This is a genomic window from Bacteroides sp. NSJ-39, from assembly GCF_014287315.1.
Lineage (GTDB): Bacteria > Bacteroidota > Bacteroidia > Bacteroidales > Bacteroidaceae > Bacteroides > Bacteroides finegoldii.
Window position 1 is genome coordinate 13,092 of sequence record NZ_JACOOB010000010.1, and the last position, 20,224, is coordinate 33,315.

The following is a 20,224-nucleotide window of genomic DNA, read 5'->3' on the forward strand; positions in this document are numbered from 1 at the left end:
TTTTTAAATTAAATAGCACTCTCCGATTCGGGCAACGGCAACACCATGTTCTTTTCAGTCGCTTGTACTTCTTCCCTTCCTTTCATTGTCCTCATTAAACGCTTGAACATGAAAAAAGTCTGTCCTTCTCCCAGAAATTCTCTCTGAGCGTCATTCACAAGAACATCCATAAAATCTGCTTCTGTCACATTGCCTAAATCATCTTCAACTCCTCTGCCTTTTTTCACAAGCTTCAAATAGTCTTTCGCTTTGTCCAGATCTTTTTTATAAATAGCTTCTGCAGCAATATAATAGACCTCCGACATACGGAACATAGGTACAATCATGTTGTTGACTTCAGCATATTTATAACTATTCAACTGCTCGTAATATTTTAATGTACGATAATCACCACTCTTTCTCTGTTCCATTTGATTGCAAATTCGCCAGTCCGTTTCCAAATCATCACCATAACGTTCTCTGGCAATAGCAGAAGAAATACCTAAAAAATATTCTCTATCTGTACTACCTTCAGCCTTATCATCAGAATGATTTATCAAGCGATCCCACTCCACCTGGTCTGTAGGAGAGTAAAGTGCAAATATAATGTCATCATACATTTTCAAATTACCATCTTTTATTCTCTTCAGCGCCTCTTCTCTATCAGTCAGTGCAGCAAATAAATCACTTTTCTGAATAATAATATCAGCTTGTTCATATGCCTTGTCAGGCATACCTGCATACAGATACACACGAGCCAATTCGGCAGTAACGGCATAATAGTTCAACCGAAATCCACGACTGGCCTTAAACAGGTTTTCGTCATTCTTTACTTCTTCAAAACGGTCGCTCCAATTTGAATTCTGATCTACTTTCAACAGCAGATCCTGCGCTTTCCGCAAGTCCTTAATAATTTGCTCCAAACAATAGGAAACCGTCTCACGATTATTAACATAAGCCGGATAGGTGTTTACATATGGAATAAATGTACGCTCTCCCGGATTCATAGCAGGTGAAGGAGCATATACACGTAACAAATCAAACTGAAGGTAAGCACGCAAACCGATGGCTTCTCCCAGAATCATCCGGCGCTCCGACTCTCCTTCATAAAAAAGTGTACTATCAGCCAATTCCGCCTGTTGCGCCAACTCATTACAATTTGCCACTATATTCCATGCATCACTCCACATTTGGTCTGTAGTTGGAGTCAGCTCTAAATTTTTAAAATCCAGAATCTCAATTTTCTTCATAGGCTGCCCGCCATTGGCGATTGCAGACAGTTCCATATCATATACCTGCCCCCAAGCATCTATAATCCCCCATTTCAGATTACTGCCATAAATACTCCATGAAGTCATTTTACGGTAGATACCATTCAATGCTGCACGGTATCCATCTCCTGTTTCAAAAAGAAACTCCTCTTTGATTTGATCGGACGGATATACATTTAACCAATCATTACATGATGTTCCTAAAGTTGCTATCGTCCCTAGTAAGACAATCGTTTTATATATCTTTTTCATATTTCTTTCTCCTTTTATCAGAATTGTGCTTTTAACGAGAAATCCACCTTCCAAGATTTGGGATAACTCAAACCGCGTTCCTGCCGAATAGAATTCCAATTAATAAAATCACTGGAGCTCATTTCCAACCGTAACATATTCATATGTAAATGCTTCTTAATCCATTCCCTGTTAAAGTCATAACTTAATGTCAAAGCACTCAGTCGAATATACTTTTTATCTTGCACAAAACGGGATGTCGGTAAAGTCGTTAATTTACTATCTGCAATATTTTTAAATTCGGCAACATCTCCGGGTTTTTGCCACCGTTGGGTTAGAACACGCAAGTCTACATTACCATTAGCAATATCTGCGTTTTCCACCCGATCTACCAAAGTCTGATTATACTCCTGACCTCCAAACTCATATTGAAAAGCAGCGAATAAACTCCAGTTCTTATACGTAGCATTCAGACCTATTGAGCCGTTTAGCTTTGGTTCAGTATTACCCACAACCACCTCTTGGCTTGCATCCCATGTATCAGTAATGCTACCGTCTCTGTTCAAGAATAGCTCTTTTCCTGTAGTCGGATCAATACCTAAAGAACGGACTGCCCAAATAGAAGTCAATGATTCCCCTTCCGCATATTGCGAAATCGGAACTGCATAATTGGCATCTTTTAAAGAAGTATTATAAATTGCCTGATATTGTAATTCTTTTTTATAAAATTCCGCAACACGTTCATTATATGCTTTCTGAGAATCAGAAATCTTCAATATTTTGTTCTTATTATGAGCCATATTTCCCCATAAAGCAACTGACCAGTTACGATCTCTGTAAATATCGGCACGTATCTGCATTTCAAAACCTTTGTTCTCAACCTCACCCATATTATTCTTGTAGGTGGAGAAACCTGAAGTTTGTGACAGTGTCACATCATTAATCAAATCAATTGTTTTCTCATAATAATAGTCCAAATCAACTGTTAAACGTTGATTAAAGAATTGGGTCTCAATACCAAAATTGAATTTGTCAGTCTTTTCCCATGACAAATCTTTATTACCCAACGCCTTAAGAACAGCTCCATAACCTGTAATATACCATTCATCAAATAAAGTTTCATACATAGTAGTTGCTGCATAAGCCGGGAAATTCACTTTACCGGTACGACCATAAGATGCACGTACCTTCAATTTATTAATCTTCTCATTTCCTTTCAGGAAATCATAATTATGAATGTTCACACCCAAACCACCGGAAAAGAAAGGTGCCCATTTCTGATTTGCACCAAATTCGGAAGAGCCGTCAAAACGAACGGAAGCATCGGCCAAATAAATATCATTCCAAGTATAATTCAGAGTAGCCAATATACTGACACGACGTGTCGTATTTTCTGTAAGAGTCGGCTTTTTGTAAATTTCGGAAGCATAATTCAACGAATTAAACTGACCGGACGGAAAACCACGATATTGGGCAGAGGTGTTCTCGGTATTATAAGCAGAGGCTTCCCAACCACCGGAAAAGTTAAAGTTATGGTTTCCAAAGCTACGGGTATAATATAAGAAAGCATTAGAATTCCAACTCAAGCTACTACCTTCACCGGTGAACAAATCACCCTGCAATTTGGTATCCGTAGTACCATAAACTGAAACTTTAGAAGATAACGGATCATAAAAACGCTCACTACTGGTATATTGTTTAGTTACGCTAAACTGACCCTTAACAGTTAAATAATCGTTCAAATACCAGTTTACACTCAGATTATCTATAATTTCATCATAAGCACTCCACTCATAATTGCTCAGTGTGGCTTCATATAAAGGATTATTAACAGAATTACTACCTTTCCTAGAATAGTACAACTGCTTCACCAAAGTACCATTTTTATAAGGAGTCTCATAGGGCAATAAACTTGTATAATCACTGAAAGCACCATAAGGAGATTCCTTCGACTTAGTATGTCCAAAACTTACCGTATTTTTTACTTGTAGTTTTTTTACTCGATAATCCAATGAAAAACCAATACTATAACGGTCACGTCCTGACCCTTTCATAACCCCATTACCACCATTGTATGATGCATCAACCCCATAACGTAAATTAGGAGTACCACCTTCTATATAAAGGCTATGTTTATGGTCAAAAGCATTACGCAAAGGCAAAGACAACCAATCTGTATCTATACCACTTTGAATCAATGCATATTTTTCATAATATTTATTCAAACCATCTGCCGTTGTGTTGTTGCCATTATTACCTTTGTCATACAAACCTGCACGACGTTCTATCTCTAGCTTTTCAGATGCATTAGCCAGATTATAGTCTCTCAGATCCGGCATTTCCAAAGTTCCGGTAAAATTATAAGAAACACGGACTTCTCCCGGCTTTGGAGCAACTGTAGTGATAACTACCACACCGTTTGCAGCACGAGAACCATAAATAGCCGTAGCAGCTGCATCTTTTAAAATTGTCATACTCTCAATACGGGTAGGGTCCAAGTCATATATCTTCTCGATACTCACCTCAAAACCATCCATAATGAAAGTAGGAAGGTTAGGATTATTTTCGAGATTTGATTTGGAAAGTTGATCTTTATCCAGTTCTTTTACCCCAAAGCCGGAACGGCCACGTATATACATCTCCGGAAGTGCGTTCGGATCGGAACCGAACTGGGCATTGCTAACCAAGCGGAAAGAAGGGTCGAATGTCTGCAAAGCACCGATTACGTTGGTCTGCGACACCTTGCGTAAATCATCACCCGAAATCTGCGTAGAACTACCGGTAAAACTAGTCTTACGCACATTACTATATCCTGTTACTACCACATCATCCAATGTCTTGACATCATCCACCAATGTTATCTCGAGCATTTTCTTACGAGAAGCATCTACCTGGAGAGTCTGCTTTTTCATACCGATAAAAGAGATTTCCAAAGCTACTTTATCATCTCTCACATCCAGTGTAAATTCACCTTCAATATTGGTGGAAGTCCCTGTACGGGTTCCTTTCACAATAATACTGGCTCCCGGTATAGGTTCTTTATTTGCATCAAATACCGTACCACGGATACGATTTACCCGCTTCTCTGTATGCATCCTACGAATGACAACAATACCATCTTTCATTGCATAATCAAATCCTTTCGGATTCAAAATCAGCTTAAGGGTCACTTCCCATCTCTCATTTTTCACATTAACAGATACCGGAGAAACTCCCTTAAACATTTGCGAATTATACAACATATTCACTCCTGTCTGCTTCTTCACTGCATTCAAAGCCGTCTCGATTGAGACATTACGCAGATTCAAAGTCACCGTCTTGTCTTGTGACGGTAAAGCCCATGTGCTAAGCGTGCAGCACATCGCCACTAAAAAACATAGCAGCCATCGTCTTTCTCTCATAAATTAACAATTAAACTTATCTAATACTCTATTTTACTCCTAATTCTCCCATTTTACCATAAATCAAGATATTCCGGCCACTGATCTTATAAGTCAGATCACCGGTCAGTTCCAATGCTTCAAGGAATGAGTTGATTGTTCCGTAGCGCTTCAAACTACCACTATAAGTTATATTGCGTAAATTTTCGGTTTCATAATATACTTGTATGTCGTACCAACATTCGAATGTCTCCATAATTTCTCCTAAAGAACGATTATTAAAAACATACAAACCTTCTACCCAACCTACATACTCCTCCAGATCCACCGCACGTTTCTCCGAACCATTAGCCGAAACAATTGCCTGTTCACCCGGCAAGAGGGTGATAACTTCCGCATTCGGTGCAGAGAATTGTACTTTACCACGGACCAATGTCGTATAACAGGCAGAAGCATTAACATAAGCATTGACATTGAATGCAGTACCGAGCACAGTCACCTCGCCAAAACGAGTCTGTACGACAAAAGGATGTTCTTCATTTTCAACAACGTCAAAATAAGCCTCACCTTCCAAAGCTACAATCCTACGTTTGCCGGTGAAACGCACAGGATAGGTCAACTTGGAACCTGCATTCAAATGAACAGTCGTTCCATCCGCAAGTATTACCGTGTTCTCTCCTCCACGCGGTATGACCAGTTCATTTGATTTTTCCGGTTGCTCTTCAACGTTTTTTTCTTCGTGTTGTGTTGCAGCGGTTGTTTGATAAGACAGTACTCCTTCTTTATATTTTACCTGAATGCCATCTACTACCACATTTACTTCTTTTTTATCCACATCAATGACACTGCCATCGGTCAAAGTCAATTGTGCCTGTTGTGTACCCGGCTGGATCAAAGTCTTATTTTCTTTTTCCGGTGAAGTGTAATTCGACACATAAAAAGAAAGTCCTATTGCCAAAATGACAACAGCGGCAGCAATATACCATCCGATGCGAAGAGAGCGGCGTCTTTGTCCTTTCGGCTCAACTTGTCCTATCTTTTGAAGGAAAGACCGATAAGCTTTTCTCGATGAATATTTTTGACGTTCCTTAAAGGCTGCGCTCAACGTCCCGCCATCCTGCAATTGAGTGTATATCTTCCGCAACTCCGGACACTCTTCCAATCGCTTTTCAAGCTCTTGTTGCTCCGCTTCATCCGCTTCGCCAAGAAGAACTCTTCTCATCAAAACGGCATCTTGATATACATTTTCGAACTTATTCATCTTATTGACCATTTTTAATTAAACGACTGTTTAATTTCTCTTTATTATAGATATACATAACCCATAAAAAAGGGTGACAAAAAGATGATATTTTTTCGGAATAATAATATAAATAGCGAGATTTCAGCGACAGAAATATATCATTTTGTCACATAATAAAAGGAAAGATAGTGCTTTTAACAAAAAAAATAAAACTTAATCAATCTATAAAAAGAGAAATACATATCAGATTGTTTTTTCTTATTTTTAGAGAAATAAACAAAGAATTATAAAACTCATCGCATCTCCCATTTTTTCACGGAGAAATCTATAGCTGCGCGCCTTTTGGGTCTTGACGGTATTGATACTGATTCCCAAACGTTCCGCAATCTCTTCCCAAGTATACCCTTCGATTCTCAGTAAGATGATCCGGCGTTGCTCGGTCGGAAGCTCTTCAATATGGTGATACAACTGACGGATGATTTCTTCCTTCACCGTCAAAGCATAAATCATATCCTCATCTTCTACGCTTTCTCCTTCAGCAAGGGAACTTAAAATGGTATCATGAATCTGATTGTTGCGTATATATAATAAGGTGTTGTTATAACAGGCACGATAGAGATAATTGGTGAGTTCTCTGATATCAGAGAAAGTACGCTTACCCTCCCAAATAGAAATAAACACCTCCTGGACCAAATCTTCCACCACATCGGGAACCGGCAATATTTTGGAAACATAAACACATAAAGCAGCATAAAAACGATCATAGAAATCGCCCCATATCTTTTCATCCTTTCGATTGACTCCTGCTACTATAGTGTCAAATTTATCGTTCATACTGTCACACTACCTGCGAAAAACAAACAAAATTCATTAAAATCGCCGCAACTACTTACTTTTGCGATATTTACAAATGCAAATATATTGTTTTTTTCAAAAACATAAGCTTCGCCAAACTATAAAATAGAAAATAAAAGTAACTTTCAACCAGCTCGACCGAGTCCCCTCTCGTTCAAAATATCCGGCTTGCACCTCGAGATTTTTTTCATTTCCATCTCTCATACCTCTCATAAATTAATGTAAACATCATATCATCAAATGATTATATAATGAGAGATAATTTAAAATCTCGTATCTCTCATATTTTCCGCCTGCATCTCTCATACTGCTTCTTTCCTTTCATAACAAATGCAACATTTTTCTTCTTTTTTATCAAGCAGCACTTTGCCTCACAACTAACAGACATTTATATGCAAGGAAGCATTCAAGAGCGTTTTATCAAGCTGCGCTCCCGTATTATCTATCGCGCATCCAAACCGTTGCACTCCAGTGAACAGATCATTGCACTATAGTGAACAATTCCGTCTACTCAAGTGAATGATTCTATCCACTAGCGTGGAACGAATGGAATGTCGCTTTAATAATCTGAAAAGAGCGCCAATCTAGAATAAGACTACAAAGTATTCATCTATGAAATAGTACTGCTAATGACACAAACGGGCATAAAAAAAGAGCGAATCCTTCCGCTCTACCTTAAAGAATCCCCATAAAACGGGATTCTTCTTTTTTTCATCTTTCATTTACTTGTTACCCAAAAACTACTCTTTTTACTTAATACCTAATAAAACAATCTTTTTTCCTGAAAAACAATCTTAAAATGCTAATACCTAAAATTTATAAACTAATACCTTCTAATTTTCACCTTTTAATTTTACTCTTTCTAATACCTAAAAATCTAAGTAGTTTCACAACCACACTGCAAAGGTATAGCTGTTTTGTAAAATGACAAGAGCCATTTTATTAAAAAATATATTCAGACTTGTTTTTTTGACTTATATCAAGAGATCAGATAAAAAGACAGGCTAATTGGCACATTGAACCTCACTGCTTATACTATTTTCTTTAATTCTTCCTTAGCAAACCCTAGTTTCTTCAAAATTCCGATAATTTTCGAAGTAGCAAAAAGAAAGCATGCGAGAACATATAGAGGCAAAATTCTTACTTTTTAGTAGAGAGTAAACCACTAAATCAACAAGAACAACTTTATTTTTTGAACAAACTGTATGTTCATAACCCGAAATCACGGCGTTTTTTTCAATCCGCCCGTCCCCCTCCCCGATTTTTCGGAAGCAAAAACAGCTTGAGGATACAACTCTCACAACTTTTCTGTAACTTTGCAGCGTTAGATAATAAATAAAACAGGAATGGATTTTAAGTACGACGTAATTGTAATCGGTGCCGGACATGCCGGTTGCGAAGCGGCAGCCGCTGCCGCCAATTTAGGTTCAAAGACTTGCCTCATCACCATGGACATGAACAAGATCGGGCAAATGAGCTGTAATCCGGCAGTAGGAGGAATCGCCAAAGGACAAATTGTACGCGAAATAGATGCATTGGGTGGACAGATGGGATTGGTTACGGACGAGACGGCCATCCAATTCCGAATCTTGAACCGTTCAAAAGGTCCTGCCATGTGGAGTCCGCGAGCGCAATGCGATCGTGCCAAATTTATCTGGTCTTGGCGGGAGAGACTGGAAAATACACCCAATCTCCATATCTGGCAGGATACCGTCTGCGAACTTTTGGTAGAAAACGGAGAAGTGACCGGCCTGGTCACAGTTTGGGGAGTTACCTTCAAGGCAAAATGCATTGTACTGACCGCAGGAACTTTCCTCAACGGGCTTATGCATATCGGACGTCATAAGTTGCCGGGAGGAAGAATGGCCGAGCCGGCTTCTTACCAGCTGACTGAATCCATCGCCCGTCACGGAATCACATACGGCAGAATGAAAACGGGAACTCCGGTACGAATAGATGCACGTAGCGTCCACTTTGACCGGATGGAAACACAAGACGGAGAATGTGACTTCCATAAATTTTCATTTATGAACACAAGTGTGCGGCATTTAAAACAACTGCAATGCTGGACTTGCTATACAAACGAGGAGGTACACCGTATCCTACGTGAAGGTCTGCCGGATTCCCCTCTATTCAACGGGCAGATTCAAAGTATCGGCCCGCGCTATTGCCCGAGTATCGAAACCAAGATCGTTACTTTCCCTGACAAGAGCCAGCATCAGCTATTTCTGGAACCGGAAGGCGAGACGACTCAGGAGTTGTACTTGAACGGCTTCTCTTCTTCACTTCCGATGGACATACAGATTGCAGCACTAAAACAAATTCCGGCATTCAAAGATTTGGTGATCTACCGTCCGGGATATGCCATCGAATATGACTACTTCGACCCGACACAATTGAAACATACGTTGGAATCGAAGATTATCAAAAATCTATTCTTTGCCGGACAGGTGAATGGTACTACCGGATATGAAGAAGCCGGAGGACAAGGATTAATAGCCGGAATCAACGCACATATCAATTGTCATGGTGGCGAAGCATTCACATTAGCACGTGACGAAGCATATATAGGCGTATTGATCGATGATCTGGTAACTAAAGGTGTAGATGAGCCCTATCGAATGTTCACCTCGAGGGCTGAATACCGTATCTTGCTCCGAATGGATGACGCAGATATGCGACTCACCGAAAGAGCCTATCAGCTTGGCCTGGCCAAAGAAAATCGTTATCAATTAATGAAAAGCAAAAAGGAAGCAGTGGAGCAAATCGTTTCCTTCGCACAAAACTATTCGATGAAACCTGCATTAATCAATGATGCACTCGAAAAGATAGGAACCACTCCCCTGCGTCAAGGATGCAAGTTGATAGAAATACTGAATCGTCCGCAAGTGACGATTGAAAACATATCAGAGCATATTCCGGCATTCCAACGGGAATTGGAAAAAGCGACAAGTTCCGATGAGGGCCGAAAAGAAGAAATTATCGAAGCTGCTGAAATCTTAATCAAGTATCAAGGATACATTGACAGAGAACGGATGATAGCAGAAAAACTGGCACGATTGGAAAGTATAAAAATTAAAGGGAAGTTTGATTATGCTTCCATTCAGTCGCTGTCTACCGAAGCCCGCCAAAAGCTGGTAAAGATAGATCCGGAAACAATTGCCCAAGCAAGCAGAATACCGGGAGTATCTCCAAGCGACATCAATGTATTGCTGGTGCTTTCGGGACGATGATAATCGTGCAACGTTTCACGTGAAACAAAACATTTAAAGAAACGATATAAATCAATGATTATGAGCAAAGAAACGCTAATCAAAAGTATTCGGGAAATACCAGATTTCCCCATTCCCGGAATCTTGTTTTATGATGTTACGACATTATTCAAAGACCCGTGGTGTTTGCAGGAATTGTCGGATGTCATGTTCGATATGTATAAGGACAAAGGTATCACAAAAGTTATAGGCATAGAATCAAGAGGTTTCATCATGGGGCCTATTTTAGCAACCCGCCTGAATGCCGGCTTTGTTCCTATCCGCAAACCAGGCAAGCTTCCGGCCGAAACACTTGAGGCAAGTTATGACAAGGAATACGGAAAAGATACCGTGCAGATTCATAAAGATGCGCTGGACGAGAACGATGTAGTTCTGATACACGATGACCTGCTGGCAACAGGAGGAACAATGAAAGCAGCTTGTGAACTTGTGAAAATGCTAAAGCCTAAAAAAGTATATGTAAACTTCATCATCGAGTTGAAAGACCTGAACGGGAAAGCCGTATTCGGCGATGATGTAGAGGTAGAATCCGTACTGACGCTATAATACTCCGCGTCCTCTGTGTGATGAAACCCAAAGAATGAGAATAAGTATACGTATGGAAGCGAAGTTCAATGAATATCTGAAAGGAATCGTAGCCAATCTACCCGAAAAGCCGGGTATTTATCAATACCTGAATTCGGAAGGAACGATTATATACGTTGGAAAGGCTAAAAATTTAAAGAAAAGGGTCTACTCCTATTTCAGTAAAGAACACGAACCCGGAAAGACACGGGTGTTGGTCAGCAAAATCGTGGATATTCGCTACATTGTAGTCAACACGGAAGAGGACGCTCTCCTTCTGGAAAATAATCTGATAAAGAAATACAAACCCCGTTACAACGTTTTATTGAAGGATGACAAGACTTATCCTTCTATTTGCGTACAAAACGAATATTTTCCCCGAGTTTTCAAAACGAGAAAGATAATAAGAAACGGTTCTTCCTATTATGGTCCGTATAGCCACATCCCCTCGATGTATGCGGTATTGGACTTAATAAAGCATCTATATCCTTTGCGGACTTGCAATTTAAACTTAAGCCCGGAGAACATTCGGGCAGGTAAATTCAATGTCTGCCTGGAATATCATATCAAGAAATGCGCCGGACCATGCATCGGGCTGCAATCACAGGAAGACTATCTCAAGAATATCGATGAGATCAAAGAGATTCTCAAGGGAAATACGCAAGAAGTAAGCCGTATGCTGTTGGAGAAAATGCAGACATTGGCAGGTGAGATGAAGTTTGAGGAGGCACAGAAAATAAAAGAGAAGTATCTTTTAATAGAAAACTATCGTTCGAAGTCGGAGGTGGTCAGCTCTGTCCTTCATAATATAGATGTCTTTTCTATCGAAGAAGACGAAACCAATTCAGCCTTCATCAATTACCTCCATATCACCAACGGAGCTATCAACCAGGCTTTCACTTTCGAATATAAGAAGAAGCTGAATGAATCAAAAGAAGAACTTCTGACGCTGGGCATTATCGAGATGCGAGAGCGTTACAAAAGTCAGTCAAGAGAGGTTATCGTTCCTTTTGAGCTTGATATGGAGCTGAATAATGTAGTTTTCACCGTTCCCCAACGGGGAGATAAGAAGAAGCTATTGGAACTTTCCATCTTAAACGTGAAGCAATACAAGGCCGACCGCCTGAAGCAGGCGGAAAAGCTGAATCCGGAGCAGAGGAGCATGCGTTTGATGAAAGAGATACAACAAGAATTGCATTTGGAAAGGCCTCCATTGCAGATTGAATGTTTCGATAACTCGAACATACAAGGTTCTGACGCAGTGGCAGCCTGCGTCGTATTTAAAAAAGCCAAACCATCGAAAAAGGATTACCGGAAATATAATATAAAGACCGTCGTAGGCCCGGATGACTACGCTTCGATGAAAGAAGTCGTCAGAAGGCGTTATCAGCGCGCTATTGAAGAAAACGCTCCTTTACCCGACCTGATTATCACTGATGGTGGAAAAGGACAAATGGAGGTCGTCAGAGAAGTTATTGAGGATGAGTTGCACCTCAATATTCCTATTGCCGGACTGGCAAAAGACAACCGCCACCGTACATCGGAACTCCTATTCGGCTTTCCACCGCAAACAATCGGTATCAAGCAGCATAGCCCACTCTTCCGCATACTGACACAGATTCAGGATGAAGTACACCGCTTTGCAATCAGTTTCCATCGCGATAAACGCAGCAAACGGCAAGTGGCATCTGCACTGGATACCATCAAAGGGATTGGAGAAAAGACCAAAACGGCTCTTCTAAAAGAGTTCAAGAGCGTAAAACGAATCAAAGAGGCCTCATTAGAGGATATTGCTGCCGTTGTCGGAGAAGCCAAAGCAAAAATAGTCAAAGAAGGATTATAATATTTTCTTCCCAATACACCGTTTTCTCTTCTTAATTTTGTAAATTTGCCTTTCATAATCATGAAATAAAAGAAGAGTAATGCGAATTGTTATACAACGGGTAAGCCATGCATCAGTCACTATTGACGGAAACTGCAAGTCTGCCATCGGAAAAGGAATGCTGATTTTAGTCGGTATCGAGGAAGCCGACGGTCAGGAGGACATTGACTGGCTCTGCAAAAAGATAGTAAATCTACGTATTTTCGATGATGAAAATGGAGTAATGAATAAGTCTATTCTGGAAGACGGAGGCGAGATTCTGGTCGTCAGCCAGTTCACTCTGCACGCTTCCACCAAGAAAGGGAACCGCCCCTCCTACATCAAAGCCGCAAAGCCGGATGTATCCATTCCGCTTTACGAGCAGTTCTGCAAAGATCTGAGTAGCGCACTGGGCAAGGCAATCGGTACAGGTACTTTCGGGGCGGATATGAAAGTCGAACTTTTAAACGACGGCCCTGTTACTATATGTATAGATACCAAGAACAAAGAATAACAGACTGACTAACCATCAGTAACAACCCTATTAATCACAATTATTAACCCCTAAGCACTAAAGAAATGACTCTGGAAGAAGCTCAAAAACAAGTAGACCAATGGGTGAAGACATACGGTGTCCGCTACTTTAGCGAGTTGACCAACATGGCAGTTCTGACCGAAGAAGTCGGAGAACTGGCACGGGTTATGGCTCGAAAATATGGCGACCAATCCTTCAAAGAGGGAGAAAAAGACAACCTTGATGAAGAAATAGCAGACGTATTATGGGTGCTTCTCTGCATTGCCAACCAGACGGGTGTAGACATCACCGATGCGCTACAAAAGAGTATAGACAAGAAAACGAAACGAGATAATAAAAGACATATCAACAACCCAAAACTGAAAGATCATGGAAGAGAATAACTCACAGCCTAGCAAGTATGATGCCGCACTGGCAAAGTATAACACCAATCTGAACGATGCGGACATCCAAGCTCGCGTAGCCGAACTGATCAAGAAGAAAGTTCCGGAAAACAATACGGAAGACGTTAAGAAGTTCCTGTTCAACTGTATCGACCTGACTACACTGAACAGCACAGATAGCGATGAAAGCGTAATGCATTTCACCGAAAAAGTCAATCAGTTTGACGATGAATACCCTGATCTGAAGAATGTAGCGGCAATCTGCGTATATCCTAATTTTGCCGCTATCGTCAAGAATACGTTGGAGGTAGACGGAGTCAATATCGCCTGTGTATCAGGAGGTTTCCCTTCATCTCAGACTTTCATCGAAGTAAAAGTAGCAGAAACTGCATTGGCAATCACAGACGGCGCCGATGAAATAGACATCGTAATCTCCATAGGCAAGTTCTTGAGCGGAGACTACGAAGGAATGTGCGAAGAAATAGTGGAGTTGAAGGAAGTATGCAAAGAACATCATCTGAAAGTAATCCTCGAAACAGGAGCCTTGAAGAGTGCTTCCAACATCAAAAGAGCCTCTATCCTATCCATGTATTCGGGTGCGGATTTCATCAAAACGTCCACCGGCAAGCAACAGCCTGCCGCCACTCCGGAAGCTGCGTATGTGATGTGTGAAGCCATCAAGGAATACTATCAGAAAACAGGAAATAAAGTCGGATTCAAACCGGCAGGAGGCATCAATACGGTCAACGATGCAGTTGTTTATTACACCATCGTCAAGGAAGTACTGGGCGAGGAATGGCTCAACAACCAGCTGTTCCGCTTGGGTACCAGCCGTCTGGCCAATCTCCTCCTTTCGGATATCAAAGGCGAAGAAATCAAATTCTTCTAAACCCCAAGGGCTACATTAGCAATCAAATATGCCCTGCCGCGCTGGCTCCCGTCTTTACGGAAGCCGACGCGGCATTTTTTATATTAAGAAAAACTAAAGTTCGTTATCCTACAATTCGGAAAATTCGTTATCTTTGTAAACGATTTAGCGATGAAAATATAGCTAATCAGTTATATTAGAGAACGTTTCATTTATTACCAACTTCCTGAAATTCGGCAAAATTCAAAGTTATGAAGGTAATAAGCAAACGGGTCTCACGCACCTTCATGTATATACTTTTGTTATATATCGAATGGAGCGTGGGACTGTTGCTTGTATTATCATAACGGCTTGCCGAAGCCTCAGGAGGATACATTGCAACAGTTCTCACGCTTTTCTTAAATCTGAATGAAAGTATAGGATGGACGTATACACGAGAACCTTACGATTCAATCATAACCCTCTAAATCTATTCCTCAAAACCGAGAGGAAAAAAGGATTACGCATCGGCTATATGGAAGCCGCATTGGAAGGATTTTATCTTAATTCCATAGAAACCGGAATGCATCCGCAAAAATTATCCGATTTATTGTTAGAGAAATTTTATTGTAACGACACCGAATCCGTCACCGGATTATTCCAATTTCTGATCAATGAAGGCGATAGGGTCTCCTATCAAATCATGCTCCCTCACCTGCTTTCAGCAAGTAACATACATGAGTTCGAAGAGATCATCCACAAACGCTTTTCCGGAATAGAACGCTTCATCCGACAAGGAAAGAATCTATACAATTTCGTGAAGTATACAGAGGAAAGAAGAGACCCTATTATATGGATAAATGATTTGGAAAGAGGTATTGTCGGATGGGATATGGGGCTGCTCGTAGGATTGGTTCGCAGTGCTTTAGGAAGCGGATATATTACAAAAGAAGAAGCCTGGAGATACATAGAACAGGCCAATACATTATGCGCTGATGTACTCCATACGCCGGAAGAAATAGATAAAAGCTTCCTAATAGGCAAAGCTATGAAATCAGAAAAGATAGAAGATTGGGATCGATTCTTGTCTTGTTATTCCCGGTTGGATAAATATCGAAAGTAATCATTTTTCGCGGTCCACCACGTAATTCAGATAGGCCCGGAGAGCTGTACATACATCCGAATCCGGCAAAGAGGCCAATAATCCAAGAGCTTTCTCTTTATACAGGTTCATGGTTTGAATTGCATATTCGATACCTCCGTTTTCTTTGATAAACGCGATCAAACGGGCTATTTCGTCAGGGGTAGCCGTACCGTCTTTCACCTTGATCGCAATCTCCCGAGCAGTATCGTCCTTCGTATTGTTCAGCACATAGAGAGCCGGTAAGGTCAACTTGCCTTCGAGCATATCATTACCTGTCGGCTTACCAATCTCCTTACTATTAAAGTAGTCAAAAATATCATCTTTAATCTGGAAGCAAATACCAATATACTCCCCTAGTAAACGGGCGAATTCGGCTTCTTCCTCATTTGCATCTACCGAGAGAGCCGCAGCCTTCGTGCAGGCAGCGAAAAGAGCAGCGGTTTTCTTACGGATTACGTCAAAATAAACGGATTCCGAGAAGCTATGATTACTTACATTCGAAAGTTGAAGCAATTCACCGTCGGCAAGGTCCTGCCCCAGCAAAGAAACCAGTCGAATGATAAGATGGCTTTTCGTTTGCTCGGCGTGAACCAGACTAGTGGCAAGCAAATAATCTCCCGTCAACACGGCTACCTTATTATTAAAGATGGCATTTACGGATAGTTGACCACGACGTTCGGTGCTCTCATCCACTACATCGTCATGCACCAAACTGGCCGTATGAAGCAGTTCCAGCGAAACAGCCGCATGAAGGGTAGAAGGACGGACGGCATCGTAAAGACGTGCCACCAACAAGACAAGAATAGGACGCATCATCTTACCATTCCTCTGCCGTATATGGGATACGACACTGTCGAGCAATGCATTCGAACTGGAAAGAGAACTATCAAAAAGTTTCTTGAAAGCCTCCAGTTCCGCTTCAATCGGAGTTCTGATAAGTGATATACTGTCCATTTACTACACAATTTGAGCACAAAAGTAATAATAAAACGCTTAATACGGTATTTTTTTGTACTTTTACCATGAAAAATTAATTAAATCTATGGATTCAGATAATAAATTATTTCTTTTAGACGCTTATGCACTGATATACCGTGCATACTACGCCTTTATCAAAAACCCCAGAATCAACTCCAAAGGATTCAATACTTCAGCCATACTAGGCTTTGTGAATACCCTCGAAGAGGTGCTGAAAAAAGAGAACCCGACGCATATAGGAGTGGCTTTCGACCCTTCGGGGCCTACCTTCCGCCACGAAGCTTTCGAACAATATAAAGCACAACGCGAAGAAACTCCGGAAGCAATCCGGTTATCCGTACCTATTATAAAGGATATTATCCATGCTTATCGCATTCCTGTTCTGGAGGTTTCCGGTTACGAAGCCGATGACGTGATAGGAACACTTGCTACCGAAGCCGGTCGTCAAGGCATCACTACTTATATGATGACACCTGATAAGGATTACGGACAATTGGTAAGTGACAAGGTATTCATGTACCGTCCCAAACATACGGGAGGCTTTGAGGTAATGGGAGTGGAAGAAGTGAAAGCCAAGTTCGATATTAAGTCTCCGGCACAAGTGATTGATATGCTCGGTCTGATGGGCGACTCTTCGGATAATATCCCCGGCTGTCCCGGCATAGGCGAAAAGACCGCTCAGAAACTGATTGCCGAATTCGGAAGTATCGAGAACCTATTGGAGCATACCGACCAACTGAAAGGAGCATTAAAGACAAAAGTGGAAACGAACCGGGAGATGATAACATTCTCTAAATTCCTGGCAACTATCAAAATCGATGTACCTATCCAACTTGAGATGGATGCGCTCGTTCGCGAGCAACCGGACGAAGAGGCGCTTCGTTCCATCTTCGAGGAACTGGAATTTAGAACACTTATCGACCGGGTACTTAAAAAAGAGACTTCCGCTCCTCTCTCACTCTTTCCCGAAAAAAGTGAAGGGATACAAGGCGATTTATTTGCAAATTTCACGGGCAACGAGCCGAGTGAAGCCAAAAAATCGAATCTAGAGACGTTAGAATCGCTCTGTTGTGACTATCAACTCATTGATACAGAAGAGAAAAGAAAGGAAATTATTCAAAAGTTACTTACATCTAAAATTCTCTCGTTAGATACGGAAACCACCGGAACGGAACCGATGGATGCAGAATTGGTCGGAATGAGTTTCTCCATTGCCGAAAATGAAGCATTTTATGTCCCGGTTCCCGCAAACCAAGAAGAAGCGTTAAAAATCGTCAATGAGTTTCGACCGGTATTCGAAAACGAAAGTTCGCTGAAAGTGGGGCAAAATATCAAGTACGATATGATTGTTCTCCAAAATTATGGAGTGGAAGTAAAAGGCCCGCTCTTCGACACAATGATTGCTCACTATGTTCTTCAACCGGAACTTCGCCACGGGATGGATTATCTGGCAGAAATCTATTTGCATTATCAGACGATTCATATCGATGAGTTGATAGGGCCAAAAGGTAAAAACCAGAAGAATATGCGCGACCTTGCTCCGAAGGATGTTTACCGCTACGCTTGCGAAGATGCAGACGTAACGCTGAAACTGAAAAACGTACTGGAGAAAGAATTGAAAGAGAATGGCGCCGAACGTTTGTTCTATGATATCGAAATGCCTCTCGTCCCGGTATTGGTCAATATAGAAAGAAACGGAGTGTTATTGGATACGGAAGCGTTGAAACAGTCGTCCGCTCATTTTACAGAACAGATGGAACGCATCGAAAAAGAGATTTATGATCTGGCAGGCGAGACTTTCAATATCGCTTCGCCGAAACAGGTCGGTGAAGTTCTGTTCGATAAGCTGAAGATTGTAGAAAAAGCCAAAAAGACAAAGACAGGGCAATATGTCACTTCGGAAGAGGTTCTCGAAAGTCTTCGCCACAAACATCCGGTGGTGGAGAAAATTCTGGAACACCGCGGACTGAAGAAGTTACTGGGAACGTATATCGACGCACTCCCCCAACTTATCAATCCACGTACGGGAAGGGTACATACCTCTTTCAATCAGACTGTCACCGCTACAGGACGTCTCAGCTCAAGCAATCCGAACTTACAGAATATCCCCATACGCGACGAAAACGGGAAAGAAATCCGTAAAGCATTTATTCCGGATGAAGGCTGTCTTTTCTTTTCCGCCGACTATTCACAGATCGAATTACGGATTATGGCACATCTCAGTGAAGATAAGAATATGATTGACGCTTTCCTCAGCAATCATGATATCCACGCTGCAACAGCCGCAAAGATTTATAAGATCGGACTGAAAGAGGTAGACTCTGATATGCGCCGCAAAGCAAAAACCGCCAATTTCGGTATTATATATGGTATATCCGTTTTCGGACTTGCCGAACGGATGAATGTAGAACGAAAAGAAGCTAAAGAATTAATCGACGGTTATTTTGAAACCTATCCCGGAGTGAAAGCCTACATGGATCAGAGTATCCGGGTGGCTCAAGAGAAAGGATACGTGGAAACGATTTTCCACCGGAAACGTTTCTTGCCGGATATCAACTCCCGGAATGCAGTCGTACGCGGATATGCGGAACGAAACGCCATCAATGCTCCTATTCAGGGAAGCGCGGCCGATATTATCAAGGTGGCTATGGCACGTATTTACCAACGGTTCCGGGCAGAAGGAATAAAAGCCAAAATGATTCTGCAAGTACATGACGAATTAAATTTCAGTGTCCCCATTGATGAGAAAGAACGGGTAGAAGAAATCGTTATCGAAGAAATGGAAAAAGCATACCGTATGCACGTTCCCTTAAAAGCGGATTGCGGATGGGGAAAGAACTGGCTCGAAGCACATTAAAACCGATAATGCATCTTGCACCGCCACAGTGCATACCGGCAAAATTTCAAAAGGATTAAGTAATAACATTATTTAACCTGACAACCAGAAAGCAAGAAAAAGGAACACTTTTTCAACGAAGTGATTCATCCTATATCCGGCAGATTGACTGCCGGATATTTTTTTGTCACCAATATTGCCAAAAAGCAAGTCAATACTAACGCACAAATCTGACATTTTGATAATATTTCATCTTCAATATTGCATAAATACCAAATTAATATGTAATTTCGCAGCGTAAAACAGATGCAGTTATAGAAAAATGAAAGAATAATTCAAAAACTTAAATAGCCATGAAAGCCAAAGTATTTTTAAAGATGTTCGTTGTATCAGCAGTTCTTCTGGTTGCATCAATTGCCACTTCTGCGCGCAGCAATGATGGCCAACTGATCTACAATCCGGTAGAAGAAAATGGTATGACAATAGGACAAACTGTTTACAAAATGGACGGAAGTACCCTTGCTAACTACATGAAGTACAATTATAAGTACGATGATAGCAAACGGATGGTTGAAAGTGAAGCTTTGAGATGGGACAGTGACAAGGATGAATGGCAAAAAGATTTACGAATCAACTATATTTACGAAGGTAAAACCGTCACTACCAATTACTATAAATGGAACACTAAAAAGGAAGCCTACGTATTGGTTCCCGAAATGACCGTTACGATGGATAATACAAATATGTAACAAAACTCTCTCTCATTCTAATATTCTAATAGCAAGGAATGCCGCTTCTGGTGAAGAAGTGGCATTTCACATTATATAATCGGATGTTCCACGTGA

At 41.1% G+C, this 20,224-nt stretch carries 14 protein-coding genes; 9 read left to right on the plus strand and 5 right to left on the minus strand.

Going from position 1 to position 20,224, the window contains the following annotated elements; all coding sequences use genetic code 11:
• Nucleotides 1–8 precede the first annotated feature (8 nt).
• The 4 genes from H8S63_RS12505 to H8S63_RS12520 form a co-directional block, all read right to left on the minus strand.
• Nucleotides 9–1,502, minus strand: coding sequence for a RagB/SusD family nutrient uptake outer membrane protein (locus H8S63_RS12505; RefSeq protein ID WP_032839895.1), 1,494 nt, complete (start codon nt 1,500–1,502; stop codon nt 9–11).
• Nucleotides 1,503–1,519: 17 nt separating this feature from the next.
• Nucleotides 1,520–4,882, minus strand: a complete 3,363-nt coding sequence (locus tag H8S63_RS12510; RefSeq protein WP_007757116.1) for a SusC/RagA family TonB-linked outer membrane protein — start codon at nt 4,880–4,882, stop codon at nt 1,520–1,522.
• Between the two features lie 28 nt (nt 4,883–4,910).
• On the minus strand, nt 4,911–6,122 hold the full coding sequence (locus H8S63_RS12515; RefSeq protein WP_186926960.1) for a FecR family protein: 1,212 nt from the start codon (nt 6,120–6,122) through the stop codon (nt 4,911–4,913).
• Nucleotides 6,123–6,368: 246 nt separating this feature from the next.
• Nucleotides 6,369–6,938 (minus strand): RNA polymerase sigma-70 factor, encoded by a 570-nt coding sequence (locus H8S63_RS12520; protein WP_007757114.1) that lies wholly within the window; start codon nt 6,936–6,938, stop codon nt 6,369–6,371.
• Nucleotides 6,939–8,305: 1,367 nt separating this feature from the next.
• Here H8S63_RS12520 and mnmG point away from each other — a divergent pair.
• From mnmG to H8S63_RS12555, 7 genes are all read left to right on the plus strand, one after another.
• Nucleotides 8,306–10,192: a tRNA uridine-5-carboxymethylaminomethyl(34) synthesis enzyme MnmG gene (mnmG, locus tag H8S63_RS12525; protein ID WP_186926961.1), complete on the plus strand. Its 1,887-nt coding sequence runs from the start codon at nt 8,306–8,308 to the stop codon at nt 10,190–10,192.
• Nucleotides 10,193–10,246: 54 nt separating this feature from the next.
• The gene (locus H8S63_RS12530; protein ID WP_007757107.1) at nt 10,247–10,777 is read left to right on the plus strand and encodes an adenine phosphoribosyltransferase; all 531 of its coding nucleotides are present in this window, start codon (nt 10,247–10,249) and stop codon (nt 10,775–10,777) included.
• A gap of 52 nt (nt 10,778–10,829) precedes the next feature.
• Entirely contained in the window at nt 10,830–12,638 is a 1,809-nt protein-coding gene (uvrC, locus tag H8S63_RS12535; protein WP_222619559.1) for an excinuclease ABC subunit UvrC, read from the plus strand.
• A 79-nt stretch (nt 12,639–12,717) separates the two neighbouring features.
• Nucleotides 12,718–13,170: a D-aminoacyl-tRNA deacylase gene (gene dtd / locus H8S63_RS12540; protein ID WP_007757103.1), complete on the plus strand. Its 453-nt coding sequence runs from the start codon at nt 12,718–12,720 to the stop codon at nt 13,168–13,170.
• A gap of 65 nt (nt 13,171–13,235) precedes the next feature.
• A complete protein-coding gene (locus tag H8S63_RS12545) occupies nt 13,236–13,574 on the plus strand; it encodes a nucleotide pyrophosphohydrolase (RefSeq protein WP_007757101.1) in 339 nt (112 codons plus the stop codon).
• The gene (deoC, locus tag H8S63_RS12550; RefSeq protein WP_186926962.1) at nt 13,561–14,463 is read left to right on the plus strand and encodes a deoxyribose-phosphate aldolase; all 903 of its coding nucleotides are present in this window, start codon (nt 13,561–13,563) and stop codon (nt 14,461–14,463) included. Before H8S63_RS12545 ends, deoC begins: the two co-directional genes overlap by 14 nt.
• Before the next feature lie 400 nt (nt 14,464–14,863).
• Nucleotides 14,864–15,544, plus strand: coding sequence for a DUF1266 domain-containing protein (locus H8S63_RS12555; protein WP_186926963.1), 681 nt, complete (start codon nt 14,864–14,866; stop codon nt 15,542–15,544).
• Here the strand turns inward: H8S63_RS12555 and H8S63_RS12560 are convergent, their stop codons facing one another.
• On the minus strand, nt 15,545–16,519 hold the full coding sequence (locus tag H8S63_RS12560; RefSeq protein WP_186926964.1) for a polyprenyl synthetase family protein: 975 nt from the start codon (nt 16,517–16,519) through the stop codon (nt 15,545–15,547). It abuts the gene before it with no gap.
• Nucleotides 16,520–16,607: 88 nt separating this feature from the next.
• Here H8S63_RS12560 and polA point away from each other — a divergent pair, with 88 nt between their 5' ends.
• Entirely contained in the window at nt 16,608–19,400 is a 2,793-nt protein-coding gene (gene polA / locus H8S63_RS12565) for a DNA polymerase I (RefSeq protein ID WP_186926965.1), read from the plus strand.
• Nucleotides 19,401–19,732: 332 nt separating this feature from the next.
• Nucleotides 19,733–20,128 (plus strand): DUF3836 domain-containing protein, encoded by a 396-nt coding sequence (locus tag H8S63_RS12570; protein ID WP_186926966.1) that lies wholly within the window; start codon nt 19,733–19,735, stop codon nt 20,126–20,128.
• Nucleotides 20,129–20,224 lie beyond the last annotated feature (96 nt).